This window comes from Stenotrophomonas sp. PS02297 (assembly GCF_029959705.1).
GTDB classification, from domain to species: Bacteria; Pseudomonadota; Gammaproteobacteria; order Xanthomonadales; family Xanthomonadaceae; genus Stenotrophomonas; species Stenotrophomonas nitritireducens.
This window is the reverse complement of sequence record NZ_JASCOS010000004.1, coordinates 1-25767: the sequence shown is the minus strand read 5'-3', so window position 1 is coordinate 25767 and position 25767 is coordinate 1. Positions and strand designations below refer to the sequence as shown.

At 68.2% G+C, this 25767-nt stretch carries 24 protein-coding genes; 16 read left to right on the top strand and 8 right to left on the bottom strand.

Annotated features, from left to right (window positions below; all coding sequences use genetic code 11):
- Positions 1 to 239: 239 nt before the first annotated feature.
- From QMX80_RS01720 to QMX80_RS01670, 11 genes are all read left to right on the top strand, one after another.
- Entirely contained in the window at positions 240 to 3068 is a 2829-nt protein-coding gene (locus QMX80_RS01720) for a monovalent cation/H+ antiporter subunit A (RefSeq protein WP_282274883.1), read from the top strand.
- Positions 3068 to 3430: a Na+/H+ antiporter subunit C gene (locus tag QMX80_RS01715; protein ID WP_055766408.1), complete on the top strand. Its 363-nt coding sequence runs from the start codon at positions 3068 to 3070 to the stop codon at positions 3428 to 3430. The genes QMX80_RS01720 and QMX80_RS01715 overlap by 1 nt, the downstream gene beginning before the upstream one ends.
- A complete protein-coding gene (locus QMX80_RS01710; RefSeq protein ID WP_282274879.1) occupies positions 3427 to 4974 on the top strand; it encodes a monovalent cation/H+ antiporter subunit D in 1548 nt (515 codons plus the stop codon). Before QMX80_RS01715 ends, QMX80_RS01710 begins: the two co-directional genes overlap by 4 nt.
- Positions 4971 to 5477 carry a Na+/H+ antiporter subunit E gene (locus QMX80_RS01705; protein WP_282274878.1) on the top strand — a complete coding sequence of 169 codons (507 nt, stop codon included), beginning with the start codon at positions 4971 to 4973 and terminating at the stop codon, positions 5475 to 5477. Before QMX80_RS01710 ends, QMX80_RS01705 begins: the two co-directional genes overlap by 4 nt.
- Positions 5474 to 5758 (top strand): K+/H+ antiporter subunit F, encoded by a 285-nt coding sequence (locus QMX80_RS01700; RefSeq protein WP_055766417.1) that lies wholly within the window; start codon positions 5474 to 5476, stop codon positions 5756 to 5758. The genes QMX80_RS01705 and QMX80_RS01700 overlap by 4 nt, the downstream gene beginning before the upstream one ends.
- Complete coding sequence (locus QMX80_RS01695) at positions 5755 to 6126, top strand: Na+/H+ antiporter subunit G (protein ID WP_282274875.1); 372 nt, start codon at positions 5755 to 5757, stop codon at positions 6124 to 6126. The genes QMX80_RS01700 and QMX80_RS01695 overlap by 4 nt, the downstream gene beginning before the upstream one ends.
- Before the next feature lie 86 nt (positions 6127 to 6212).
- Positions 6213 to 6713: a hypothetical protein gene (locus QMX80_RS01690; RefSeq protein ID WP_282274873.1), complete on the top strand. Its 501-nt coding sequence runs from the start codon at positions 6213 to 6215 to the stop codon at positions 6711 to 6713.
- A gap of 294 nt (positions 6714 to 7007) precedes the next feature.
- Complete coding sequence (locus QMX80_RS01685; RefSeq protein WP_282274871.1) at positions 7008 to 8282, top strand: aspartyl/asparaginyl beta-hydroxylase domain-containing protein; 1275 nt, start codon at positions 7008 to 7010, stop codon at positions 8280 to 8282.
- A gap of 43 nt (positions 8283 to 8325) precedes the next feature.
- Positions 8326 to 8790: a hypothetical protein gene (locus QMX80_RS01680; protein WP_282274869.1), complete on the top strand. Its 465-nt coding sequence runs from the start codon at positions 8326 to 8328 to the stop codon at positions 8788 to 8790.
- A 6-nt stretch (positions 8791 to 8796) separates the two neighbouring features.
- Entirely contained in the window at positions 8797 to 10485 is a 1689-nt protein-coding gene (locus tag QMX80_RS01675) for a putative 2OG-Fe(II) oxygenase (RefSeq protein WP_282274867.1), read from the top strand.
- A 148-nt stretch (positions 10486 to 10633) separates the two neighbouring features.
- Entirely contained in the window at positions 10634 to 10993 is a 360-nt protein-coding gene (locus tag QMX80_RS01670) for a hypothetical protein (protein ID WP_282274865.1), read from the top strand.
- A gap of 102 nt (positions 10994 to 11095) precedes the next feature.
- On the opposite strand, the gene QMX80_RS01665 is transcribed toward QMX80_RS01670, so the two are convergent.
- The 4 genes from QMX80_RS01665 to hppD all read right to left on the bottom strand — a co-directional run bounded on the left by QMX80_RS01665 (position 11096) and on the right by hppD (position 17258).
- On the bottom strand, positions 11096 to 13921 hold the full coding sequence (locus QMX80_RS01665; protein ID WP_282274863.1) for a TonB-dependent receptor: 2826 nt from the start codon (positions 13919 to 13921) through the stop codon (positions 11096 to 11098).
- A gap of 389 nt (positions 13922 to 14310) precedes the next feature.
- Positions 14311 to 15606 carry a homogentisate 1,2-dioxygenase gene (gene hmgA, locus QMX80_RS01660; protein ID WP_282274862.1) on the bottom strand — a complete coding sequence of 432 codons (1296 nt, stop codon included), beginning with the start codon at positions 15604 to 15606 and terminating at the stop codon, positions 14311 to 14313.
- Between the two features lie 40 nt (positions 15607 to 15646).
- Positions 15647 to 16111, bottom strand: a complete 465-nt coding sequence (locus tag QMX80_RS01655; RefSeq protein ID WP_282274860.1) for a hypothetical protein — start codon at positions 16109 to 16111, stop codon at positions 15647 to 15649.
- Positions 16112 to 16142: 31 nt separating this feature from the next.
- Positions 16143 to 17258: a 4-hydroxyphenylpyruvate dioxygenase gene (gene hppD, locus QMX80_RS01650; protein ID WP_282274859.1), complete on the bottom strand. Its 1116-nt coding sequence runs from the start codon at positions 17256 to 17258 to the stop codon at positions 16143 to 16145.
- A 126-nt stretch (positions 17259 to 17384) separates the two neighbouring features.
- Between hppD and QMX80_RS01645 the strand changes: the two genes are divergently transcribed.
- Positions 17385 to 17879, top strand: coding sequence for a MarR family transcriptional regulator (locus tag QMX80_RS01645; protein ID WP_055766452.1), 495 nt, complete (start codon positions 17385 to 17387; stop codon positions 17877 to 17879).
- Between the two features lie 55 nt (positions 17880 to 17934).
- On the opposite strand, the gene QMX80_RS01640 is transcribed toward QMX80_RS01645, so the two are convergent.
- From QMX80_RS01640 to QMX80_RS01625, 4 genes are all read right to left on the bottom strand, one after another.
- A complete protein-coding gene (locus QMX80_RS01640; protein ID WP_055766454.1) occupies positions 17935 to 19053 on the bottom strand; it encodes a hypothetical protein in 1119 nt (372 codons plus the stop codon).
- A gap of 119 nt (positions 19054 to 19172) precedes the next feature.
- Positions 19173 to 19769: a thioredoxin family protein gene (locus QMX80_RS01635; protein WP_055766456.1), complete on the bottom strand. Its 597-nt coding sequence runs from the start codon at positions 19767 to 19769 to the stop codon at positions 19173 to 19175.
- Positions 19770 to 19779: 10 nt separating this feature from the next.
- On the bottom strand, positions 19780 to 21270 hold the full coding sequence (locus QMX80_RS01630) for an oligopeptide:H+ symporter (RefSeq protein ID WP_055766460.1): 1491 nt from the start codon (positions 21268 to 21270) through the stop codon (positions 19780 to 19782).
- A 198-nt stretch (positions 21271 to 21468) separates the two neighbouring features.
- The gene (locus tag QMX80_RS01625; RefSeq protein ID WP_055766463.1) at positions 21469 to 22347 is read right to left on the bottom strand and encodes a tryptophan 2,3-dioxygenase family protein; all 879 of its coding nucleotides are present in this window, start codon (positions 22345 to 22347) and stop codon (positions 21469 to 21471) included.
- A 280-nt stretch (positions 22348 to 22627) separates the two neighbouring features.
- On the opposite strand from QMX80_RS01625, the gene pdhA reads away from it, so the two are divergent.
- The 4 genes from pdhA to QMX80_RS01605 all read left to right on the top strand — a co-directional run.
- Positions 22628 to 23716, top strand: a complete 1089-nt coding sequence (pdhA, locus tag QMX80_RS01620; RefSeq protein WP_273081046.1) for a pyruvate dehydrogenase (acetyl-transferring) E1 component subunit alpha — start codon at positions 22628 to 22630, stop codon at positions 23714 to 23716.
- Positions 23717 to 23798: 82 nt separating this feature from the next.
- Entirely contained in the window at positions 23799 to 24785 is a 987-nt protein-coding gene (locus tag QMX80_RS01615; protein WP_282274964.1) for an alpha-ketoacid dehydrogenase subunit beta, read from the top strand.
- A gap of 1 nt (position 24786) precedes the next feature.
- Entirely contained in the window at positions 24787 to 25137 is a 351-nt protein-coding gene (locus tag QMX80_RS01610) for an SH3 domain-containing protein (RefSeq protein ID WP_055766473.1), read from the top strand.
- A 1-nt stretch (position 25138) separates the two neighbouring features.
- A partial coding sequence (locus tag QMX80_RS01605; RefSeq protein ID WP_282274844.1) for a biotin/lipoyl-containing protein occupies positions 25139 to 25767 on the top strand: 629 nt, incomplete at its 3' end.

Below are 25767 nucleotides of genomic sequence, written 5' to 3'. Positions count from 1 at the left end.
TCCACGCGTTGCACGCGGATGCGCCAGTGGCCGCGTCCGCTGCGCCATGCCCCACCAGGCGCGCTCCCCGGCCATCGGGCAGCCACCCGCCGGACACCTGCGCGGACCGGCGCCAAGGCAGGCGCGGCGCGCTCGCCGGCACGCACGGAACCCGAACGGCCCGTTCATGTATGGGGTTCCGGTAGCAAAAAAGCGCCTGTTAGACTGCAAAACCTGCTCGCGAATCCCGCATTCCCTGCATGACATCCGTTTTCCCCCTGCTGCTCGCGCTGCCATTCCTGATGGCCGCGCTCATCGCCCTGCACGCCCGCCTGTCACGTACGGCCGCCGCGTGGCTGGCCGGCGCGGCGCCGCTGCTGGGCCTGGTGCTGCTGGGAGCGATGACGCCGGCCGTGCTCGATGGCACGGTGCTGCGCGAGAGCTGGGCCTGGCTGCCGCGGATCGGGCTGGACGCCACCCTGCGCCTGGACGGGCTGGCCTGGATGTTCGCCGGCCTGGTGTTGGGCATCGGCGCGCTGGTGGTGCTGTACGCGCACTACTACCTCTCCGCACAGGACAGCGCGCGCCGCTTCTACAGCTGCCTGCTGCTGTTCATGGGCGCGATGCTGGGCATGGTGCTGTCCGGCAACCTGCTGCTGCTGATGGTGTTCTGGGAGCTGACCAGCATCAGTTCGTTCCTGCTGATCGGCTTCTGGTCGCACCGCAGGGACGCGCGCGAAGGCGCGCGCATGGCCTTCGTCGTCACCGGCGGCGGCGGGCTGGCGCTGCTCGGCGGCGTACTCCTGATCGGGCGCATCGTCGGCAGCTTCGACCTGGATGTGGTGCTGGCCTCCGGCGAGCTGATCCGCAGCAGCCCGCTGTATCCGTGGGCGCTGCTGCTGGTGCTGGCCGGCATCTTCACCAAGAGCGCGCAGTTCCCCTTCCACTTCTGGCTGCCGCACGCCATGGCCGCGCCGACGCCGGTGTCGGCCTACCTGCATTCGGCGACGATGGTGAAGGCCGGCGTGTTCCTGCTGGCGAGGCTGCATCCGGCGCTGGCCGGCAGCGAACTGTTCTTCTACCTGGTCAGCGGCATCGGTGCGGCCACCCTGCTGATCGGCGCCTGGAACGCGATCTTCCAGCATGATCTCAAGGGCCTGCTGGCCTACTCGACGATCTCGCACCTGGGCCTGATCACCCTGCTGTTCGGCCTGTCCACGCCGATGGCGGTGGTGGCCGGCGTGTTCCACATCCTCAACCACGCCACCTTCAAGGCCTCGCTGTTCATGGCCGCCGGCATCATCGACCACGAGACCGGCACCCGCGACATGCGCCGGCTCGGCGGCCTGCGCCGGCTGATGCCCATCACCAGCGCGCTGGCGATCATCGCCTCGCTGGCGATGGCCGGCATCCCGCTGCTCAACGGCTTCCTGTCCAAGGAAATGCTGTTCGCCGAGGCGCTGGCCACCGGCGGCCCGCAATGGATGCGCACGGCGATGAGCGGCGCGGCCCTGCTGGCCGGCATCCTCGGCGTGGCCTACAGCCTGCGCTTCGTCCACGACACGTTCTTCGGCAAGGGCCCGCTCGATATCGCGGTGGTGCCGCACGAACCGCCGCGCTGGATGAAGGTGCCGGTGGAGGTGCTGGTGCTGATCTGCCTGGCGGTCGGCATCGCGCCGGCGCTGACCGTGGCGCCGGTTCTGCAGGCCGGCGCGCAGGCCATCCTCGGCCCGGCCATGCCCGCCTACAGCCTGTCGATCTGGCACGGCTTCAACCTGCCGCTGGCGATGAGCGCGGTCGGCGTGGCCGGCGGCATCGCCCTGTATTTCGGCCTGCGCCGTCTGACCGACCTGTACGCCGCCAGCAACCGACCGGTCGGCAAGCAGCTGTTCCAGCGCGGCATGGACGCGCTGTTCGGGCTGGCCCAGCGCCTCACCCATGCCCTGGCCAACGGCAGCCTGCAGCGCATGCTGCTGGCGCTGGTGCTGGTCGCGGTGGTGGTGGCCGCCGCGCCCTATGCCGCCGCGCCGTCGCTCCCCGACTGGCCGACGGCGCAGCCGATGCCGCTGCTGGGCTGGGCGCTGTGGCTGGTGATGCTGGCCTGCGCGCTGGGCGCGCTGTTCCTGTACCGGCAGCGCCTGCTGGCGGTGATCGTGATGGGCGGTACCGGGCTGATGGTGGCGCTGGCCTTCGTGTTCCTGTCCGCCCCCGACCTGGCCCTGACCCAGCTGATGGTGGAGACGGTGACGCTGGCGCTGATGCTGCTGGGCATGAACTACCTGCCGGCGCAGTCGCCGCCCGAACGCGCGGCGTGGCGCAAACGCCGCGACGCGCTGATCGCCATCGTCGCCGGCGGCGGCCTGGCCGCGCTGGCCTACGCGATGATGACCCTGCCGCCCAACACCATGGCCGGCGAGATGCTGCGGCGCGCGCTGCCCGAGGCCTACGGGCACAACGTGGTCAACGTGATCCTGGTCGACTTCCGCGGCTTCGACACCTTCGGCGAGATCACCGTGTTCGGCATCGCCGCGCTGGTGGTGCATGCGCTGCTGCGCCGCTCGCGGATGGCGCCGGAACAGATCATGCCGGGCCCGCCGATCAAGCTGCCGGTGCCGGCCGATCTTGCCCAGATCATGTTCCCGCTGACGTTGACGGTGTCGATCTTCCTGTTCCTGCGCGGCCACAACGCGCCGGGCGGCGGCTTCATCGCCGGCCTGGTGCTGGCGGTGCCGCTGCTGATCCAGTACGTGATCCAGGGCACGGTGTCGGTGGAATCGCGCTTCGGCTTCGACTACATCCGCTGCATCGGCCTGGGCCTGCTGATCGCCCTGCTCAGCGGCGTGGCGTCGATGCTGTTCGGCGTGCCGTTCCTGACCAGCGGCCACCTCGACCTGCACCTGCCGCTGATCGGCGAAGTGCCGCTGGCCAGCGCGATGGGCTTCGACACCGGCGTATACCTGGTGGTGTTCGGCGGGGTGATGCTGATCCTGTCGATGATGGGCACCATCAAGCCGTCGCGTACGCGCAACGCGCGCAACGGCGAGATCGACATCCACCGCCGTTCGGCGCGCACCGGGGAGATGCACTGATGGAACTGGCCCTGGCAAGCGCGATCGGCGTGCTCACCGCGATCGGCGTGTACCTGCTGCTGCGCGCGCGCAGCTTCGACGTCATCCTCGGCATGACCTTCCTGTCCTATGCCACCAACCTGCTGATCTTCAGCGCCGGGCGGCTGGTCAGCGGCAAGGCGCCGGTACTCAAGGACGGCGTGGCCTCGGACCTGGCGCACTACACAGACCCGCTGCCGCAGGCGCTGGTGCTGACCGCCATCGTCATCGCCTTCGCCATGACCGCGGTCAGCATCGTGCTGGCGATGCGCAGCCGCAGCGACAACCACAGCGACCATGTCGACGCGCATGAGCCCGACGCAGGCCACGGGGGCGGCGCATGACGAACCACCTGCCGATCCTGCCGATCCTGGTGCCGCTGCTGACCGCGGCGCTGTCGCTGTTCGTCGAGCACCGCCGCTACGGCCCCCGGGTGCAGCGCAGCGTGGCCTGGTCCGGCATGGCGCTGCTGGCGCTGGTCGAAGCGCTGCTGATCGCCGCCACCAGCCAGGGCGAGGTGATGGTCTACCTGCTCGGCGACTGGCCGGCGCGGCTGGGCATCGCCCTGGTCGCCGATGGCCTGTCCGGCTGGATGCTCGGCACCACCCTGCTGCTGGCCGCGGCCTGCCTGCTGCACGCCTGCACCGGCTGGGACCGGCGCGCGCCGCACTTCCACGCGTTGTTCCAGTTCCAGCTGGTCGGCCTCAACGGCGCCTTCCTGACCGGCGACATCTTCAACCTGTTCGTGTTCTTCGAGGTGCTGCTGATCGCCTCCTACGGCCTGCTGCTGTCCGGCGGCCGGGGCCTGCGCCTGCGCATCGGCCTGCACTACGTGGTGTTCAACGTCTCGGCCTCGACGGTGTTCCTGGTCGCCCTGGGCATGCTCTACGCCACCCTGGGTTCGCTGAACATGGCCGAGATCGGCCAGCGCATCGCCGAGCTGCCGCCCTCGCACCTGAAGCTGGCCAAGGCCGCGCTGGGCCTGCTGCTGGTGGTGTTCTGCGCCAAGGCCGCGCTGCTGCCGCTGTACCTGTGGCTGCCCGAGTCGTATGCGCGCGCGCCGGCGGCGGTGGCGGCGCTGTTCGTGATCATGACCAAGGTCGGCCTGTATGCGGTGCTGCGGGTGGGCACGCTGTGGTTCGGCGAAGGCGCCGGCGCGCTGGCCGGCTACGGCGCGGACTGGCTGCTGTGGGCCGGCGCGGCGACGCTGCTGCTGGGCGCGCTCGGCGCGCTGGCGGCGACCCGGCTGCGGGTGCAGGTGGCCTATCTGGTGGTGGTCTCGGCGGCGACGCTGTTCATCGCCTTCGCGCTCGGCAACGCCGGCACGATCTCGGCCGGCCTGTACTACCTGCCGCACAGCACCTTCACCGCCGCCGCCCTGTTCCTGGTCGCCGACCTGATCCGCCGCCGCCGTTTCCGCAACGGCGAACGCGGCGAGCGCGACCTGGCCGCAGCGCTGCCGGGCAAGACCGTGCCTGGCCTGCTGTTCCTGGTCGGCGCGGTGGCGGTGGCCGGGCTGCCGCCGCTGGCCGGCTTCCTGGCCAAGGCCGCGCTGCTGTCGGCGGTGCCGGCCGCACATACGGGCATGGTGTGGGCGGTAGTGCTCGGCGGCGGCCTGCTGGTGATCATCGGCCTGGTGCGCAGCGGCATCCGCCTGTTCTGGCACGTGCCCGGCGAGGAGGATGCGGCACCGCCGCCCGACCCCGACGTACCGGCGCGGCCGTTCGAGACCGCCGCCACCTCCCTGCTGCTGGCCTGCGCGGTGGCGATGAGCGTGTTCGCCGCGCCGCTGATGCGCCAGACCGACGCCATCGCCGCGCAGCTGCTGGCACCGCAGCAGTACCTGCACGACGTGCGCGGCACCGTCCCGCAATCGAGGCAGCCATGAGCGCGCGCCCGTCCCTGCTGCGGCGGTTGTTCCCGTCGCCCGTGCTGTCGATCACCGTGGTCGCGTTCTGGATGGTGATGTCGGCCAGCTTCGACCTCGGCCAGCTGCTGCTGGGCATGCTGCTGGGCGTGGTGATCCCGCTGTTCGCCGCGCGCCTGGACCGCGAGTTCGCCCGCATCGGCTCGCTGCGGCCGCTGCCGCGGCTGGTGGGCGTGATGCTGTGGGACATCCTGCTGTCCAACTTCCGCGTCGCCGCACAGGTACTGGGGCCGGAGCGCCGGCTCACCCCGGGCTTCATCTGGGTGCCGCTGGACATCGGCAACATCCACGGCATCGCCGCGCTCACCAGCCTGATCACCCTCACCCCGGGCACGGTGTCCTCGGCCCTGTCCGACGACCGCCGCCACCTGCTGGTGCACGTGCTGCACCTGGAAGACCCGCAGGCCCTGATCGCCGAGATCAAGTCCCGCTACGAAGCGCCGCTGATGGAGATCTTCCCGTGACCGGACACCTGGTTTTCCAGACCACGCTGGTGGTGTGCATGCACATGGTCGGGCTGGCGATGCTGCTGGCGCTGTGGCGGCTGCTGCGCGGCCCGACCGTGCCCGACCGCATCCTCGCCCTGGACACGCTCTCGGTCACCGCCATCGCCGAACTGATGCTGTTCGGCATGTACATCAACTCGGCGGTCTACTTCGAGGCCGCGCTGGTGATCGCCATGCTCGGCTTCTGCAGCACCGTGGTGCTGAGCAAGTTCGTGCTGCGCCGGGACATCGTCGAATGATGCTCTTCCTCCAGGTCCTGCTGTCGGCGCTGCTGCTGTCCGGCTGCTTCTTCATCCTGGTCGGCGCGCTCGGCCTGGTGCGCCTGTCCGACTTCTTCAAGCGCCTGCACGCACCGACCAAGGCCAGCACGCTGGGCGTGGGCTGCGTGCTGGTGTGCTCGGTGGCCTACCACATCTTCCTCGGCGAGGACCCGCAGCCGCGCGAGCTGCTGATCACCGTGTTCCTGTTCATCACCGCGCCGATCAGCGCGCACCTGATGGCCAAGGCCGCGCTGTCGCTGATGATGGAAAGCCGGCCGGAAGTGCCGGGAGACAGCAGTGCGCGCAAGGAACAGCTACCGCCGCCGGAAAATCGCGACGGCGACTGAAGGCCGCAGGGCGGTCGCGCCCTGTCATCACGCTTTCACCTGCGCCGGGCAGGCTCAGGGCTCCGCGCCGCATCGCCCCTCCGCCCATGCAACCGCGCAAGACCGACCTCGCGCATGCCGCACTCCAGGCCCACCGCGCCCCGCTGGACCTGCGCCAGCGCCGTGCCCTGATCCTGTGCGACGGCAGGCGCGGCCTCGGCGAACTGAGCAGCCTGCTCGGCGACGATGCGCCGGCGCTGATCGCACAGTTGCAGCGCGAGGGTTACCTGCACGTGGAACAACCGGCGCCGACAGTGGCGGCGGACGCCGCCCCCGCCGCCATGGCGCGGCGCCGTTCGCTGGTCGCCGCGCGCATCTACCTGCTGGACATGCTCGCACTGCAGCGCAATCCGGCGGCGGCGCGCCTGCACCAGCTGCTGCAGGCCACGCGCGAGGAATCGGACACCCTGCATGCGCTGCGCCTGGCGCTGGCGCAGCTCCCCGCGATGACCTCCGATGGCTACGTGCAGCGCGTGCGCGACCGCCTGCGCGAAGTGCTGCCCGAGTCGCACCTGGCCGCGGTGCTGGAGACGCCGCTGCCGGCCTGAACCATTCCCGTGGCGGCGCGAAGTTGCCGCGCAGCCCGCCACAGCAGGCCTGTCAGTCGCGCTGGCGGTGCTCCGGCGGCGATGGCCTGTTCGGGCGGGCGGATCAGGCCACGGATCTGGAACATGAAGACCGTGGCGGATGGCTGCAGCCCTGCCCGGCTCCGCCCTGCCCATCCGCCCCGCAGCGCGGGCCATCCGGCACCCGGCATGACCGCAACGCCAATGGCCGCCTTGCCACTTGACCTGTCCTAGAATGCGCCAAAGCGTCCCGTGAGCGCTCATGGACATGAAAGCATGAACGACCTGTTGGCCGGACTGGTGAATGCGGCGGGTGCGGCGGCGACAGCCGGACACTGGCAGGAAGCGGAGCGCCTGTGGGCGCAGGTCCGCGCACGCGATCCCGGCCATGTGCAAGCCCTCTTCAGCCTCGGGGTCCATGCGTTCCAGCGCAACGATTCGGCCGCCGCGCTCGACCTGCTTGAGCAGGCGCGCGCGGGCGCACCTGGCGACCCGATGATTCCGTTGAGCATTGCCCGTGTGCACCGAGAGGCGGGGCGTACGGAACAGGAATGGGCTGCCATCATCGCAGCGCTCGATATCGACCCGTATTTCCTGCCGGGCCTGCTGGCCCGTGGCGAATTCCTTGAACGACAGAAACGCTCCCGGGCCGCCGCAGCGGTGTTCCGCGACGTAATGAAGGTGGCGCCGCCGCAGGAGCAATGGCCGCGCGCGCTGCAAGCGCGCCTGCAGCATGCGCGCGATGCCGTCGCGCGGGACACCGAGGAGATCGCCGCATTCCTGCATCACCAGACCGGCGCGCAACGCGCGGCCGTGAATGCCGCGCTGGGCAGCCGCTGGGATGAAGCGATCTCCCTGCTCGCCGGAAAAAGCAGGCCCTACCACTCCGTCTGCAACCAGTTGCAGGTGCCGCGCCTGCCGGCGATCACCTTTTACGACGATGCCCTGTTCCCCTGGATGCGCGAGCTCGAATCGCGCACCGATGCGATCAAGGCCGAGTTGCAGGAGATGGTCGTGCGCCGCGGATCCGAATTCGTGCCGTACATCCAGTATCCACCGGGCACGCCGGTCAACCAGTGGGACAAGCTCAACCATTCGCATAGCTGGAGCGGCTTCCACCTCTATGCGCATGGCGAGCCGGTACACGAACATCTGGCGCAGTGCCCGCGCACCGCCGAAGCGCTGGCCTTGGTGGATTCAGTGGAAATAGCCGGCCTCTGCCCGAATGCCATGTTCTCCGCGCTGGCGCCCGGCGCGCACATTCCACCGCATACAGGCGAAACCAATGCACGGCTGGTCGCGCACCTTCCGCTGGTGGTGCCGGACGGCTGCCACTACCGCGTCGGTTATGACTGGCGACAGTGGCAGGAAGGCAAGTGCTGGGTGTTCGACGATACGCTCGAACACGAAGCGCGCAACGACGGCAGCGCACTGCGCGTGATCCTGATGTTCGACGTATGGAACCCGCTGCTGTCTGTGGCCGAGCGCGAAATGGCGACGGCACTGGCTGGCGCGATGCGTAGCTGGCGCATGGCGGACGACGGAGCCTGAACCGGCCGGTTATGCTGCCCCTTCCATAGGATCGATGCCGCCCATGTTGATGCGCCGCCTGTTGACCTCGCTCCTGTACCTGCTCGCCCCGACGTTGGCGGCGCAACCCATCCTTCATGCCTGCGCCAGCGTAGCCGAGCCGGCCGCGCGGCTGGCCTGCTACGACAAGGCGTTCCCGCCACCGCCTGCCGTGCATGCGGCGGCGGCGGAAAAGGCGCAGGCGGATTTCGGCTTGGCCAAACCCCACGAGCCCCTGCTCAACCCGGGGCAGACGCATGAGCAGGCCGCCCCGGAACGGATCGAAAGCCGGGTGGTCAAGGTGGAGTACGGCCGCGCCGGGCAACGCAGTTTCACGCTCGAGAACGGGCAGGTCTGGACACAGGCCGAATCGCGCAGCAGCGGCCATGTACAGGCCGGCGACAACGTACAACTGCGCAAGGGGCTGTTGGGCAGCTATGTGCTGGTAACACCCGCAGGCGTGCGCCTTGGCGTGCGCCGCATGCGCTGAGCATCCATGCCCGCACCGCACGGCCAGCCGTTGAACCCAGCGCAGGCCCAGCGCTTCAAGCAGGCGCTGGGCCTGCTGCAGTCCGGACAGCGCGCGCAGGCGCTGTCCATCGCCGAAGCGCTGACCCAGCAGGCAGCGCAGGCTATCGACGCATGGCAGTTGCTGGGCATGTGCCTGGCGGACGATGGCCGCCAGGCGGAAGCGAATGCAGCGTTCGAACGCGCCCTGGCCCTGCTGCCGGGCAATGCCACGGTATCGCGCAATTACGGAATTTCCCTCGCCCGCCACGGCAAGGCGCTGCGCGCACAGGATCGACTGGAAGCAGCCGAACCGGTGTTGCGCAAAGCGCTCGCCCTGTCGCCGGAGCAGGCCTCCGCATGGGTCGACCTCGGGGCCGTACTGCGCTTGCTGGGGCGCATCGACGAAGCCTTGTCCGCCTACCGGCAGGCAGAGGAATTACTGCGCCGGCGTGGCGTCGATGCGCCCGAGCTGCAGGACGCCATCAACGGCGTGCTGGCCGATGCGGGCCGCACCGCCGAAGCACTGGCCGGTGCACGCAGGCTGGTCGCCCGGCATCCCGGCCATGCGCCTGCGCACGAAACCCTGGGGAACCTGCTCTGGGAAAACGGCGCGACACTGGCGCCGGGCGAAGACCCGCTGGATGCGCTTCGCGCCGCGGCACGGGCACAGCCGGACAACCGGGCGCTGCAGCTGGCTTTCGTGCGCATGCTGGTGGCGACCAAGAACGCCGATGAGGCCATCGCGCTCCTTACCCCGCTGCGCCGGTGCGAACCCGGAAACGCCATGCTGGATTGGTTCGCCGCTGATGCGCTGGACACGCTGCAACAGCATGAGCAGGCCACGCCGCTGTACGCCGCGGCGGCACGCGGCGAATTGGGCGTGCTGCCGGAATTCCTCAACGCCCACGCACGGCACGCATTCCGCACGGAACGCTTCGACCTGGCTGCCAGGTGCGCGGAAAAAGCGGTCCGGCTCGACCCGCACAACCAGGAAGGCTGGAGCCACCTGGGTACGGCATGGCGGCTGGCCGGCGACGAGCGCGAGCATTGGTTGTTCGATTACGAAAGGCTGGTCGGCTATGTCGAGATCGACCCCCCACCCGGTTTCAACGATCTTCCCGCATTCCTGCATGCGCTGGCCGCAACCCTCGATGCCATGCACGGTGCCACCCGCGAGCCGGTGAACCAGAGCGTGCGCGGCGGCACACAGACGGCAGGCCAGCTGTTCGGACGCAGCGACGCGGTAATCGATGCTGCCCAGGCCGCCCTGAGCAACGCTGTCGAAACCTGGCTGGCGACAATGCCGGTCGACCCGACGCACCCGTTCCTCTCGCGCAGACGGCGCGAGATCCGCTTCGCCGGCTCCTGGTCGGTGAAACTCCGCTCATCGGGGCATCATTCCAACCACATCCATACCAAGGGCTGGGCAAGCTCCGCCTTCTATGTGGCCCTGCCCGGCAGCGTACTGGCGTCGGACGCCACCTCATGCGCAGGCTGGATACAGTTCGGGCAGCCGCTGGAAAGCCTGGGACTTGACCTGCCGCCTCGTCGCCTCATCCAGCCCAGGCCCGGGCATCTGGCCCTGTTCCCTTCCTACATGTGGCACGGCACCGTGCCGTTCGACGACCCCGAGTCGCGGCTGACCATCGCCTTCGACGTGCAGCCGAAGGACTGACGCCCCACCAGGCAGGCCCCGAGCCCATGGAGCCGCGGCGGCCCTGGAGTTCTGGCGCAGCGCATGGCTTTCGCGCACCATGAGGTGTCATGCCGTTCCCCCCGCCAAACCCATGGCGGGCCTACCTTACCCAGCCGAAGATGCCGCCATGCACGTCGATTCCATTCGTCCCGCCCGCCCATCGTCCGCGCCTGCAACTGACACACCGCAGCCGTGGCGCACCGCTCGCCTGATGCTCGCAACGGCGGCCCTCGGCCTGCTGCCCATCGGGCAGGTAGCGGCGCAGACAAGCGCTCCCGCAAATTCTCCCGAAGCCCAAGAAGCCGCCCCCCCGGCCAAGCAGGGCAAGCCGGTCAGGATCTGCGAGTACGAAGACATCACCGGCAGCCGCATGAAGAAGCGGATTTGCCTTACACCGGAACAATGGGAAGCGCGCCAGAAAGCGGCAAAGGATTTCACCCGCGAACTGGATGCAAAGCCGGTGGCGAAGGACGGTGACGAAGGCTGAAACAGCCGCGACCGCACGGACGGTCGCCACGGAAGGGACCAAAAAAAAGGCGGCGGGCCCAAGCCCGCCGCCTTCTTCTTGCCATGAAACGTAACGCTTCGATCAGAACTTCAGGCTGAAGCTGCCGAAGATGTAACGGCCGGCCTGATCGTAGCCACCCACGGCGTTGGCATTGGCCGCGAAGCTGGCGGAACCCACGAACGGCGGCTCCTTGTCGAACACGTTGTTCACGCCCAGGGAGATCAATGCCGGGCCGATGCTCATGCTGGCATTCAGATCGAGGTAGTTGTAGGTGGAAACACCGCTACCCAGCCAGATGTTGCTGCTCAGCTTGTTGCCGTTCACGTCCTTGTAGCTGGTGCCGCCGATATGGCGCCAGCGCATGCCCACGGTGTAGCGGTCCCAGGCATAGTTCGCCGAGGCGATATGACGCCACTTCGGCGAGTTTCCGCAGTCGTTGTTGATCAGCCCCTTGCACTCGAAGGCCGTGCTCGGTTCGGAAGCAAGCGACTGGGTGAACTGCTTCAGGACGTAGTTGGCCACAAGGCTTGCGCTCAAGCGGCCGGGGCCGAACTGGAACGAATAGCTCGTGGCCAGGTCGAGGCCCGAACGCTTGTAGACGCCGATGTTGTCGGGCAGGTTGATGACGTAGCCGGACTTCGGATCCGACGCCTGGCCGATCCACAGGTCGTAGTTGCCCGCACGCGCGTCGCGCTTGATCCGGTCGCAATACAGGCCATTCTCCAGGCAGAGCCGCTGGATGGTTTCGTGGCCGATGCCGGCGATCGCCCCTTCGATCTTGATGTCGTACCAATCCAGGGAAATGTTCAGATTCTCGAGGGGTTCGACCGCGAAGCCAACGGTGTAGGTGTCGGCAATTTCCGGCGCCAGGTTGGGATTGCCGCCGACCAGGCCGAAATACTGCTCGGCAGGATTGACCGGCACGTTGCCGTAGGCCGAGGTCGGCACGCCGGCGCGCTCGCATTGCGCCGCGGTGTAGGCCGGCTTCGGTCCGGCGCACAGATCCTCTTCGCCATCCAGGGCGATGCGCTGCGAGTAGTACAGGTCGTTCAGGCTCGGCGCGCGCACGGCACGGTTGTAGCCGCCGCGCAGCAGCAGCTTGCTGTCCCACAGCGCGCTGCTCAGGCCGAGCTTGTAGGTGTCGTAGTTGCCCGAGGTCTCGTCATCCGAATAGCGATAACCCAGCGAAACGTCGAAGCGGTTGAACAGGCCGTCACCCACGTAGACCGGCAACGCCGCTTCGAAGAAGAAGTCGTTCACGGTATTGCCCGCGTCCACCGGCAGGCTGGCGGCACCGGCGCCGGCGAAGTTGCCCGCGGCCGAATCGCCATCGTAATCGCTGGTGTAGGTGTAATGGCGGCGCTCGGCACCTACCGCCAGACCGATTTCCTCGCCGCCTGCGGTCGGGAAACCCCAGCCGAGGAAACCGTCGGCAACGGCCGACAGCGAACTGTAGCTGGTCTTGTAGATGCTGAAGCTGGTGCCGGCCATCGCATCGGCCGCTTCCTTGGAGATCTTGTCGGTCCAGATGTCGTACAGCGAGCAACCCGGGAAGGTGCCGTAAACAGGATCGGTACAACCCAGCGCGGCAGCGGCGATATTGGTGTTGAGGAAGTCGTTCTTGCCGATATCGATGGTTTTGGTCCGGCCGAAGGTCGCCGAAGCGTCATAGGTCCAGGACGAGCCGAACAAACCACCCCTCATGCCCGCCGTGATGCGGTAGGTGCTGTCATCACTGGAGGAGATGCGCGGACCGCCTTCCACGTTGCGCTTCCACAGGGTGACCTGCGCCTGGCTGGTGGCGACGCCGGCATCGGCGCACATGGTGCCGATCAGCGGGTTGTTGCAGTCCACGACGATCGGCACGCCGAAAGCGCCGGATTCGGCGATCTGCGTGCTGGAACGGCGCTCAAGGAACATGGCCTCGACATACGGCGTGGCGTAGTCGTTGATGTCATAGCTGGCCATGAAGCCTGCGGTGACGCGATTGTCCGGACGCTGGTAGAAGTTGATCGGCGCGTAGTTGTACAGGTAAGTGCCGTTCTGGTAGTTCTTGCCGTTCCAGACGTAGTTGGCGTTCTTTCCGGTCGGCCAATTGACCACGCCGCCGTTTGCATATTGATTGACCGTGAAACGGCCCGGGTTGGCCGTGCCGGAACCGCCGCAGGCCGCTGAGGTGGCCGATACCGAGCAGGCGGAGTAGTCACGCTCGGCCTGGTAAAGCGCTTCGTTTTCACGCCAGGTCAGCCAGCCCATGGCGTGACCCTTGTTGTCGGCAAAGCTGCTGCCCAGCACCAGCTCGGCACTATGACTCGTGCCATCCAGGCCCGAATTGCCGGTCGGGTAGGGAAAGCCCCTGTCCTTGTTGAGCTGCTGGACCGTCTTGTCGTCGTTGTTGTGCTGGAAAGCCGAATAGCCGAGGTTGAGGCTCACGCCCTCGAACTTGTCGTCCAGCACGAAATTGACCACGCCGGCCACGGCGTCGGCGCCATACACGGCCGAAGCGCCACCGGAAAGGATGTCCACCCGCTTGATCGCTGCCACCGGAATGATCGACGGGTCGGCGATCTCATTGCGGCTGGCCGGAAGACGACGGCCGTTGACGAGGGTCAGCGTGCGCTCGGGGCCGAGGCCACGCATGGAAATGGTCGCATGACCGTAGGAACCGTTGTTGGCGAAGTTGTCGAAGCTCAGATCGACCTGCGGGAACTGGTTGACCAGATCCTCGACCTTGGTGGCGCCAACCTGCGTGAACTCCTCGGCGGTGATTTCCGTGACCGGCGAGGATGCGGTGAAGGTCTGGCTCTTGATGCGGCTGCCGGTGACAGTGATGGCATCGAGATTGGTGGCAGCGTCGGACTCGGACTTGGCCGCATCCTGCGCCATTGCCGTGCCGGCAAGACCCATGGAACCGACCAATGCAACCAGAATCGCATCACGCAATTTGCTTGTCTTCATGAAACTCCCCTAAAAGCGCTGAAATGGATGTGACGGTCGTCGGCGGCGGACTTTCCCCAGGCCACCGTGTCAGGCAACGCATGGCGGCTCCCACCTATTGATGCCGTTGCAGCATCAAAGCCCCCATGTCCGCAGCCCAACGGAAAGCTAACATCACTCCATCGATAGAACCAGCCCACCTCGCGCCAGTGACATAAGTCACTATTTGACGCAAACGGCCAGAATAGGCAAAGATCGGGAAGCGGGCACGACTGCACCTCCCGCTTTCGCGGGCCTCGACAGCTCATGTGCATCCAAACGCTCGACCGGCCCTGGCGGAAAGTGCCAGGGCGCCCCGCTCAACCCTGGAAGTGCTTCGCGAGCCCGCTCCAGCAGGCCTGGTAGTCGCGCTGGCGGTGCCCGGCGGCGATGGCCTGCTCGGTCGGGCGGATCACGCCACGGGTCTCGAACATGAAGGCCATGGTGTCGACGATGACGTCCGGGCGCGACAGGTCGGCACTGGAGGCCTTGTCGAAGGTGGCCGCGTCCGGGCCGTGGCCGGTCATGCAGTTGTGGATCGAGCAGCCGCCGGGGACGAAGCCCTCGGCCTTGGCGTCGTAGGCGCCGTGGACCAGGCCCATGAACTCGCTGGCGATGTTGCGGTGGAACCACGGCGGGCGGAACGTGTCCTGCGCCACCAGCCAGCGCGGCGGGAAGATCACGAAGTCCAGGTTGCTGGTGCCGGGCGTGTCGCTGGCCGAATGCAGCACCAGGAAGATCGACGGATCGGGGTGATCGTGGCTGATCGAGCCGATGGTATTGAAGCGGCGCAGGTCGTAGCGGTACGGCGCGTAGTTGCCGTGCCAGCCGACCACGTCCAGCGGACTGTGGCCGATGTCCGCGCGCCACAGCCGGCCCTGGAACTTGGCGACCAGTTCGAAATCGCCCTCCACGTTCTCGTACGCGGCCACCGGCGTTTCGAAATCGCGCGGGTTGGCCAGGCCGTTGCTGCCGATCGGGCCGAGGTCGGGCAGCTTCAGCAGCGCGCCGAAGTTCTCGCAGACATAGCCGCGCGCCTGCCCGTCCGGCAGGTCCACCGCGAAGCGCACGCCGCGCGGGATCACCGCGATCTGCTGCGGCTCGATCTCGATCACGCCCAGCTCGGTGCGCAGGCGCAGCCGGCCGAGCTGCGGCACGATCAGCAGTTCGGCGTCGGCGTCATAGAAGTACCGGCCACGCATGTCGGCGTTGGCGGCGTACAGGTGGATGCCGGCGCCGGCGTGCGCCTCGGGGGAGCCGTTGCCGCCCATGGTGTACAGCCCCTCGACGAAATCGGTGGGCGCCTCCGGCAGCGGCAGCGGATTCCAGCGCAGCTGGTCCGGCGACACCGCGCCATGGCTGAAGTCGCCGTGCAGGCGCGGCTGCTCGAACGGCGTGAACCTGCCATGCATCGCCGCCGGGCGGATGCGGTACAGCCAGCTGCGGCGGTTGCTGCCGCGCGGCGCGGTGAAAGCGGTGCCGGTCAACTGCTCGGCATACAGCCCGTGGGCCACGCGCTGCGGCGAATTGCGTCCCACCGGCAGGGTGCCGGGCACCGCCTCGGTGGCGAACTCGTTGCCGAAACCGGATTGATAGGCGTTGTTGCTCTGGGACATGGCTGCGCTCGCGTGGATGTGCCCTGACGGGCAGGCGGTTTCAGGTCAGCTGGCGCCGGGTCGCGCGCTCGGCCAGCAGCCCCAGCCCGCCGGCAAGGTCGAGGACGCGTGCGGTGTCCTTGCGGCGGACGATGAAGGCATAGAGGTTGTCATCGAAGTGATTGCCCCACAGCAGGATTTCGTAGGGCGTCGGCCGGGCGGCCAGCTGCCCGTCCAGCCACTGGAAGTACTCCGCCGCCGGCATTTCCTGTCCCGGAAACGCCGGCAGCGGGTCGGCGAACTGCTCGCTGATCTCTTCGTGCAGTTCGTCGACCTTGTCGCCGATGGCGACGAAATCGCCCAGCTCGGCGAGGATCGCGAACTGCATGAACGCCGCCGGGCCGTCGCCTTCGATCCACTCCAGTTCCGGGTCCGCCGGCGATGCCTCGATCCTGGCCACGCAGTCGGCCAGGTCGTCGCCTTCCAGGCCATCGCAGGTCAACAGGGTGATCAGTTCGGTCAGCATCGCGTGTTCCTCGGGGAGTGGACCGCCAACGTTACAGCACGCCGCGCTTGATCTGGTCGCGCTCGATGCTCTCGAACAACGCCTGGAAGTTGCCTTCGCCGAAACCCTCGTTGCCCTTGCGCTGGATGATCTCGAAGAAGATCGGGCCGATGCAGTTCTGGGTGAAGATCTGCAGCAGCTTGCGCTGCTTGGTCTCCGGGTCGGCGTCGATCAGGATCTTGTTCCGGCGCAGGCGCGGCACGTCCTCGCCATTGTCCGGGATGCGCAGGTCGACCACGTCGAAGTAGGTATCCGGGGTGTCCAGAAACTCGATGCCATGTTTGCGCATCGCCTCGACGGTGTCGTAGATGTTGTCGGTGAAGCAGGCGATGTGCTGGATGCCCTCGCCCTTGTACGCGTCCAGGTATTCGTTGATCTGGCTCTTCGGGTCGGAGGATTCGTTGAGCGGAATGCGCACGATGCCGTCCGGCGCGGTCATCGCCTTGGACACCAGGCCGGTCTTGGCGCCCTTGATGTCGAAGTAGCGGATCTCGCGGAAGTTGAACAGGCGCTCGTAGTAGTCCGACCACTGCTGCATGTTGCCCAGGTACAGGTTGTGGGTCAGGTGGTCGATGAAGGTAAGGCCGAAGCCCTTCGGGTCCTGCTCGGCGCCGTCCACCGGCACGTAGTCGGCGTCGTAGATGCTGCCGGCCTCGCCGTAGCGGTCCACCAGGTACAGCATGCAGTCGCCGATGCCCTTGATCACCGGCGCCGGCACCGCGCGGGTGTCGGCCAGCAGGCTCACTTCCTCGGCGCCATTGCCCAGCGCGGCGGCGAGCACGTCGGCGGCCGGCTTCTGGAAACGGATGGCGAAACCGCAGGCGCAGGGGCCGTGCTTGGCGGCGAAGTCGGCGGCGAAGGAGTCCGGCTCCTCGTTCACGAGGAAGTTGACGCCGCCTTGACGGTAGACGGTAATAGCACGCTGCCGGTGGCGGAGCACGGCAGTGAACCCCATGTTCCGGAAGTAGTCGTGCAGCTGGGCGGCCTGCCCTGCCGGCGCGGCGAACTCGACGAACTCGAAGCCATCGATGCCCATCGGGTTTTCGAAGGTGGTGACCTGCATGCCCAGGTTGGGCGCGTTGGATGCGGCGTGGACTTGGGTATTCATGGCTTGCCTCCGGAAGTGGGGCCGTCGCCGATGCCGGCGGCGGGATACAGGAAGACGCGCGGCGAACGCGGGTCGAGACTGAAGGTTATAGTTTCACATGAAACCACCATCAAGGTGCACTGCAACATGAGCTCTTCCGACTACAGCAAGTCCACCAGCTTCCGCTCCTCGCACGTGCTGCTCGATCTCGAACAGTTCCTGCCCTATCGCATCAGCGTCCTGTCCAACCGGGTCAGCGGCAACATCGCGCGGCTGTACGGCGAGCGCTACGGCCTGTCGATTCCGGAATGGCGCGTGATCACCATCCTGGCGCTGTACCCGGGCTCGTCGGCGAGCGAGGTGTCCGATCGCACGGCGATGGACAAGGTGGCGGTCAGCCGCGCGGTGGCGCGCCTGCTGGAGCGCGGCTTCATCCGGCGCGAGACCCATGGCGACGATCGCCGCCGCTCGGTGCTGGCCCTGTCGGCGGCGGGCTTCGAGGTCTACGAGACCGTGGCGCCGATGGTGATGGAAATCACCCGCAAGCTGATGTCGGTACTGACCGAGGAAGAGGAGCAGGTGCTGGAGCGGCTCATCACCCGGCTGGCCGACGCCGGCCTTGCGCAGATGAGCATCGACTGACGCACGCCCGTCCCCGGGCTGGCCCCGGCATCGGGCCGGACCCGCTGCGGCCGGCTCAGCTCAGGAACTTGCGCCGCGCGTAGATCCACGGCGCGGCCAGCGCGGCGATGGCGCCGCCGGCGAAGCCCAGCGCCACGGCCACCGCGGCCGCCTCGACGCGGCCGGGCAGGGCCAGCGCCGCGATCAGCAGCAGCGCCGCCGGCAGGCCGATGAACGAGGTCAGGAAGAAGCGCCAGCGCGGCACCCAGGTATGCAGCTGCATCAGGCTGGCGCTGCTCCAGGCCTCGCCGGCGCGGCTGCGCTGGATCTTGTCCACCAGCCGGACCAGGTCGACCTCGTGGGCGCCATTTCCGGCCCGCGCCAGGCCGATCTCGGCCTCCACCTCGACCGGATCCGGCCATTGCGCCGGCCATGCCTGCGGTGCGGCCACGCCATAGGCGGTCAACAACGGGACCGTCAATGAAGGAGCGGACAGCGCGCGCAGCCTGCGGCTGTCCAGCACGCACCACACCTGCGCCACCCCGGCCACGGTCACGTGGTACAGCGCCAGCTGCTCGGGTGCCGGATACGGCAAGGCGGTGACCCGCGCGGCCAGCGATTCGACGCCCATCGCGCGCAGGAACCCGACCCGGCTGCGCCCCACCTGCGCCCAGCCCAGCCCCAGCGGCCCCAGCAGCATCACCTCGGCCGCGTCGGCCGCGCCCGCGCCGGCGCGCTCGTCGCTGGCCAGGAACGCGCCCAGCGAACGCGGCTCGGCGACGTCGGCCTTGCCCCAGCGGTGCGACTGCCCCAGCAGGTACTTCAGTGGCGCACGCGCGGCGACGGTCTCGCCGCGCACGCTGTCCGAGGCGAACGGCACCACCGAGGCCACGAAGGCGCGCAGTTCGTTGCCCGGCATCGCGCTCCATTCGGCGGGGAAGAGGCCATCGAGCAGCCCTTCGCGGGCCAGAAGGTCGATCCGCTCCTTCTGCTCCACCAGCCGCGCCACCGCGGCCTGCAACATGATGTTCGGCGGCACCGCCGCCTGCGGCAGGCGGTAGTGCGGCGGCGCCGCGTCGCCATCGGCCGGCGGCTGCTCGTCCATCAGCGCATCCACCGTGGGCAGGCCCGTGCCGGCCGCATCGGTGGCGGCCGGGACGGCGGCTTCAGGAGTGGCATCGGAAGGAAACGGCATGGGGAGTCGGCCCCGGCGAGCAAGGGAATGCTCCCGTTAACGGCAGGCCCGCGCCGAAATGAAGCCCGCAAGGAAAACGGCGCCCTGCGGCGCCGTCTTTCCCTTCATCCCCCGCTCCGTCAGGGCGCTGCCGGCGGCGCCCATTCCTTGAGGAAAGCGAAGAACTTGCCGCGGTCGTAGCCCTTACCCTTTTCCAGTTCGCCGGTGAACTGCGAGTGCAGCAGCCGGCCCTCGGCATCGAGCACGAACAGGTGCGGGTAGCCGGTGATGGCCGGGAAGCGCGACAGGAACGCCGCGTTCTCGTTGTCCTCGCTGTAGTTGACCTTCATCCACACGTAGTGGGCATCGCGGAAACGGCGGATCTCCGAGTCGCCCTCCATGAAGGCGTCCATCAGGTGGCACCAGGAGCACCACTCGCCGCCCACGTCCAGCACGATCCGCTTGCCGCCGCGCTGGGCCTCGACCTTGGCGGTCTCCAGGTCGGCGACCGGATCCCGCGCCGGATCGAACCGCGCGTTGAGCGCGGCCACCGCGGCGATGTCGGCCGCGGCCGGGGTATTGCCGGAGGCGACCGGCTGGCTGGTATCGGCCACCGGCGCCTTCTGCTCGGAAGTGTCCAGCGGCTGCACCTTCTCCGCCGGCTGCGCCGGCGGCTGCGAACAGCCGCCCAGCGCCGCGGCCAGCAGCAGGGAGATTCCGCCGGACATCCGCTTCATCGTTGCTTCCTCACTTCACGCCGTGCATCAGCTTCTGCACCAGCGGCGCGATCAGGAACAGCAGCACGCCGGCGCCGAGCAGCGACCAGAAACCGAAGGTATACCCCTTCAGGGCCGATTCGACGGTCATGCCGCTTTCACCACTGACCACCGCGGCGAAGATGCCCGACAGGTTGTTGCCGATGGCGGTGGACAGGAACCAGCCGCCCATCGCCAGGCCGACGACCTTGAGCGGGGCCAGCTTGGTGGTCATCGACAGGCCGATCGGCGACAGGCACAGCTCGCCGACGGTCTGGATCACGTAGACCATGAACAGGGTCCAGAACGGGATCTTGCCGGCGCCGTCGACCAGCGAGGACAGCGCGTACATCAGCAGCAGGAAGGCCAGGCCGTTGAAGATCAGGCCCAGGCCGAACTTGCGCGGGATCGACGGGTTGCGCGAGCCCAGCGCGGTCCACAGCCATACGAAGATCGGGCCCAGCGCCAGGATGGCCACCGAGTTCACCGACTGGAACCAGCCCACCGGGAACATCCAGCCGGACAGGTCGCGGTTGACGATGTTCTGCGCCAGGAAGTTGAACGAGCTGCCGGCCTGTTCGAAGAACATGAAGAACAGCACGTTGAACACGAAGATGATCAGCATGGCGATGGAGCGGTCGCGCGCGACCCTGCCCTCGCGCACGCCCTCGACCAGGATCATCACGCACAGCACGGTGAACAGCGCGCCGAGGATCCAGCCGAGGATGCCGGCGTCGATCGACAGCAGGCCGTAGGCCACCGGCACGGCGACCAACGCGCCGATCAGCACGGCGATGGTGCGGCCGATGCCGGCCCCGGCCGGGGCGGCGCCGATGGTGCCGAGCTGGCGACGGCCGATCCAGAACCACACCAGGCTGACCAGCATGCCGATGCCCGAGGCGATGAACACGTACTTGTAGGCCGGCATGGCCTCGGTGCCGAACACGTTCTCGGCGAGGATGCCGGTCAGCACCGGGGCGACCAGCGCGCCGGCGTTGATGCCCATGTAGAAGATGGTGAAGCCCGAGTCGCGGCGGGAATCGTTGATCCCGTACAACTGCCCGACCATGCTGGAGATGTTGGGCTTGAACAGGCCGTTGCCGGCGATGACCGTAGCCAGGCCGAGGCGGAACACCTGGTCGTCGGGAATGGCGATCAGGAACAGCCCCAGCGACATCACCGCCGCGCCGATCAGGATCGAGCGCTGGTAACCGATGATGCGGTCGGCGACGAAGCCGCCGAACAGCGCCGCGGCGTAGACCAGCGCCAGGTAGGCGCCATAGAGCTTGCTGGCCCCGGCCTGGCTTTCGGAGAACTGGGCGACGATGTACAGCGTCAGCGCCCAGCGGATGCCGTAGAACGCGAAGCGCTCGAAGAACTCGGTCATGAACAGCATCCACAGCGGACGCGGGTGACCGAGGAGGTTCTTGAACTCCGGCACGGGCGCCGGGGTCGTTGCGGAATTCGGCGCGGCAGCGCTCATGCGGGGTTCCCCCTGAATGTTTCGTTGGGCAAAAAAGGCAAATGAAGTCGGCCGGAATCGGCACGACGGGCGAGGATCACCGAAGCGCCGGCTTCACGTCAAATCCACAGCGCAACGGCCAGATCGCCGCCGCCAGCCCGGCGTTGGCGGCCGGAAGCAGCCGGCGGCCGTCCCCGCCGCGCTGAATACGCAGGCCTTTCAGGCCCCCGCCGGGGCCGCCGGTTCCCCGCCGATGCTGGTGCGCACCTCGAACAGCTCGGGGAAGAAGGTCAGCTCCAGCGCCTGCTTGAGGAAACCCACCCCACTGGACCCGCCGGTGCCGCGCTTGAAGCCGATGATCCGCATCACCGTGCGCATGTGGCGGAAGCGCCACAGCTGGAACTGGCTCTCCAGGTCCACCAGGTCCTCGCACAGCGAATACTCGCGCCAGTAGCGGTCGGTGTCCTGGTAGATGTTCTCGAAGACCGGGCGCAGCGCCGGATCACTGACATGCGGCAGGGTCCAGTCATGGCCTTCGTAGGCGGGCGGGACGGCGTGGCCGAAGCGCGCCAGGTAGCGCAGGAATTCCTCGTACAGGCTCGGCGCCTCCAGCGCCTGGCGCAGCCTGGCCTGCCCGTCCGGGTCGTGCCCGAACACCAGCAGCATGTCCGCGTTCTTGTTGCCCAGCAGGAACTCGATGCAGCGGTACTGCAGCGACTGGAAGCCCGAGGACGGCCCGAGCACGTCGCGGAAGCCCATGTACTCCGACGGGGTCAGGGTCTCCAGCACCGACCACTGCTCGGTCAGCTGGCGCAGCACCTGTTTGCCGCGCGCCAGCACCTTGCGGCACTGCCAGACCTGGTCGCGCTGCAGGAAGCCCATGGCCGCGCGCAGTTCGTGGTCGAGCAGCTTCAGCCACAGCTCCGAGGTCTGGTGCTGGATGATGAACAGCATCTCGTCGTGGTGCGCCGGGTTCGACAGCGGCTGCTGCGCCGACAGCAGCCGGTCCAGGCACAGGTAGCCGCCATAGGTGAGCCGGCCGTGCAGGTCGGTATGGATACCGGCTTCGAGCTCACGCTGGTTCTGTTCTACGGTCATCGGCCTTGCCATCTGCGCGGGGCGCAAAGGGTAACGCAGCGCGGCGGCCGGCCGCCGCCGGCGCGCAAACGGAATGCCAACACTTGCAACCGCAACCGGCGCGACAATCCGTCCGCGGTCGCCGCGACAGGCTGAATGCGCAGCATCCATGTGCTGTCGGGACCGTGCATGGGCTGGCGTGCGGAAATTCGTGCTGCGGCGCAGGACGGCTTTTCCGGTCCGATTCCTTACCATGCGCAATTCCTATCATTTGAAACCATCTGTCCAAGGTGTTGCTGCAATGACGGTTTCCGCCCAGTTCCAAATCGAATACCTGCAGTACCTGGATGCCGACGGCGCCCTGGTACGCGACGACCTGCCACCCTCGCTGCGCGATCCCCGCGCGCTGCTGCCGATGTTCCGGCAGATGCTGGCCACCCGGGTGTTCGACACCAAGGCCGTGGCGCTGCAGCGCACCGGCAAGCTCGGCACCTTCGCCTCCTGCCTGGGCCATGAAGCGGCCCACGTCGGCATCGGCGCGGCGATGAAGCCCGGCGACGTGTTCGCCCCTAGCTACCGCGAGTACGGCGCCATGTTCATGCGCGGCGTGCGTCCGCGCGACGTACTGATGTACTGGGGCGGCGACGAGCGCGGCAGCGACTACGACCGCAACAGCGATGCGGTGCGCGATTTCCCGATCTGCGTGCCGATCTCCACCCAGTGCCTGCATGCGGCCGGCTCGGCGCTGTCGTTCAAGCTGCAGGGCAAGCCGCAGGTGGCGGTGACCGTGTGCGGCGACGGCGGCAGTTCCAAGACCGACTTCTACGCCGCGGTGAACTCGGCCGGCGCCTACCAGCTGCCGCTGATCCTGTGCGTGGTCAACAACGGTTGGGCGATCTCGGTGCCGCGTGCGGCCCAGACCGGCGCCGAAACCCTGGCCCAGAAGGGCCTGGCCGGCGGCCTGTTCTGCCTGCAGGTGGACGGCAACGACCTGATCGCGGTGCTGGCGGCGATGGAGCAGGCGCGCGAGCGCGCCCTGTCCGGCCAGGGCGGCACGGTGCTGGAATTCCTCACCTATCGTTTGTCCGACCACACCACCGCCGACGACGCGCGCCGCTACCGCGACGATGCCGAGGTCAAGGCCGCGTGGCTGAAGGAGCCGCTGATCCGCCTGCGCAAATACCTGACCGCGCAGGGCGTGTGGAGCGAGGAAGAAGAGAAGAACTGGATCGCCGAATGCGGCGCGCGCGTGGACGAGGAGGTCAATGCCTACCTCAACTGCCCGGTGCAGCCGGTGGAAGCCATGTTCGACTACCTGTACGCCGATCCGCCGCCGGACCTGCTGGCCCAGCGCGCCGCCGCCATCGCCCTGGAGCAGCGCCATGGATGACATGAAGCGCAGCGCTGGCGCGCACGCCGGCCACGACCCCGTCAGCGACCACGGCGCCGCAGGCGCCAGCGGAGAAACCACCATGACCGCCACTCCCATCACCCTGATCGAAGCCGTGACCCAGGCGCTGGCCTGGGAGATGGAGCACGACCCGTCGGTGCTGGTGCTGGGCGAGGACGTGGGCGTCAACGGCGGCGTGTTCCGCGCCACCGCCGGCCTGCAGCAGCAGTTCGGCGCGCAGCGCGTGCTCGACACCCCGCTGGACGAGACCACCATCGCCGGCCTCACCGTCGGCTTGGCCGCGCAGGGCATGAAGCCGGTGGCCGAGGCCCAGTTCGACGGCTTCGTCTACCCGATGGTCGACCACATCGTCTGCCACGCCGCACGCCTGCGTAACCGCACCCGCGGCCGCCTGCACTGCCCGATGGTGCTGCGCGTGCCGTGGGGTGGCGGCATCCGCGCACCGGAACACCACAGCGAAGCCAACGAGGCCATCTTCACCAACGTGCCGGGCCTGCGCGTGGTGCTGCCGTCCAGCCCGCAGCGCGCCTACGGCCTGCTGCTGGCCGCGATCCGCGAGCCGGATCCGGTGATCTACATGGAGCCCAAGCGCATCTACCGCCAGTACAAGGAAGTGGTCGCCAACGACGGCGAGGCGCTGCCGCTGGACGTGTGCTTCGTACTGCGCGACGGCACCGACGTGACCCTGGTGACCTGGGGCGCGCAGGTCAAGGAAGCGCTGGAAGCGGCCGACAAGCTGGCCGGCGAAGGCATCAGCGCCGAAGTCATCGACGTGGCCACGCTGCGCCCGCTGGATTTCACCACCATCGCCGAGTCGGTGGCCAAGACCGGCCGCTGCGTGATCGTGCAGGAAGCGCCCAAGACCGCCGGTTTTGGTGCCGAGATCGCCGCGCGCCTGGCCGAGGAATCGATGTACGACCTGCTGGCGCCGGTCGAACGCGTCACCGGCTACGACACCCACATCCCGCTGTTCCGCCTGGAAATGAAGTACCTGCCGAGCGTGGAGCGGATCGTGGCCGCAGCCAGGCGCGCGGTGGCGGCGGGCTGACATGCGCGCGCGACTGCTCAGCGCCTACCGCAGCCAGTATCCGGTGCCGCTGCGTTTCCGGGCTGGCGAGATCGTCCAGCTCGGCGTGCGCGACGAGGAATGGCCGGACTTCGCCTGGGTACGCACCGCCGACAACCGCGCCGGCTGGGCGCCGGTGGCGTGGCTGCGCGTGCTCGGCGACGGCCGCGCCGAGGCGCTGCGCGACTACACCGCGCAGGAGCTGGACGTGGACAGCGGCGAACTGGTGCGACTGCATCACGAACACGGTGGCTGGTGGTGGGCCGAACGCGCCAACGGCGCGCTCGGCTGGCTGCCGGCACGCGACCTGGAACTACTGGAAGAAACCCCCTGAAATGAGCCAGACCAAGAACTTCAATCTGCCCGACCTGGGCGAAGGCCTGCCGGACGCGACCATCGTGGAGTGGTTCGTCAAGGAAGGCGACGTGATCAAGCTGGACGAGCCGCTGGTGTCGATGGAGACCGCCAAGGCCGTGGTGGAAGTGCCCTCGCCGGTCTCCGGCAAGGTACTGAAGCTGGCTGGCGCGGCCGGCGACATCGTGGTGACCGGGCACATGCTGGCCCAGTTCGAGATCGACCCCAACCTGCCGCAGCGCGCCGAAGGCCAGGACACCGGCCACCACCATGGCGCGCCGGCCGAAGCCGCGCCGGCACCTGCCGCTGCACCTGCACCGGCAGCCACGGCAGCGGCCGAACGCGCCGACGAAGGCACCGTGGTCGGCGCGATGGTCAGCTCCAACGCCGTGCATACCGAACAGGCCGTGGCCGTGGGCGGCGTCAAGGCCGTGCCGGCGGTGCGCGCGATGGCGCGCAAGCTGGGCGTGGACCTGGCGCTGGTGCGCGCCACCGGCGCCGAGGGCGCGGTGACGATGAACGACGTCAAGCAGGCCGCCGCCGCGGGTACCGCGCGCATCGGCTCGGCGCCCGCCGCCGCTCCGCAGGCGGCCGCCGCCCCGGCGCCGGC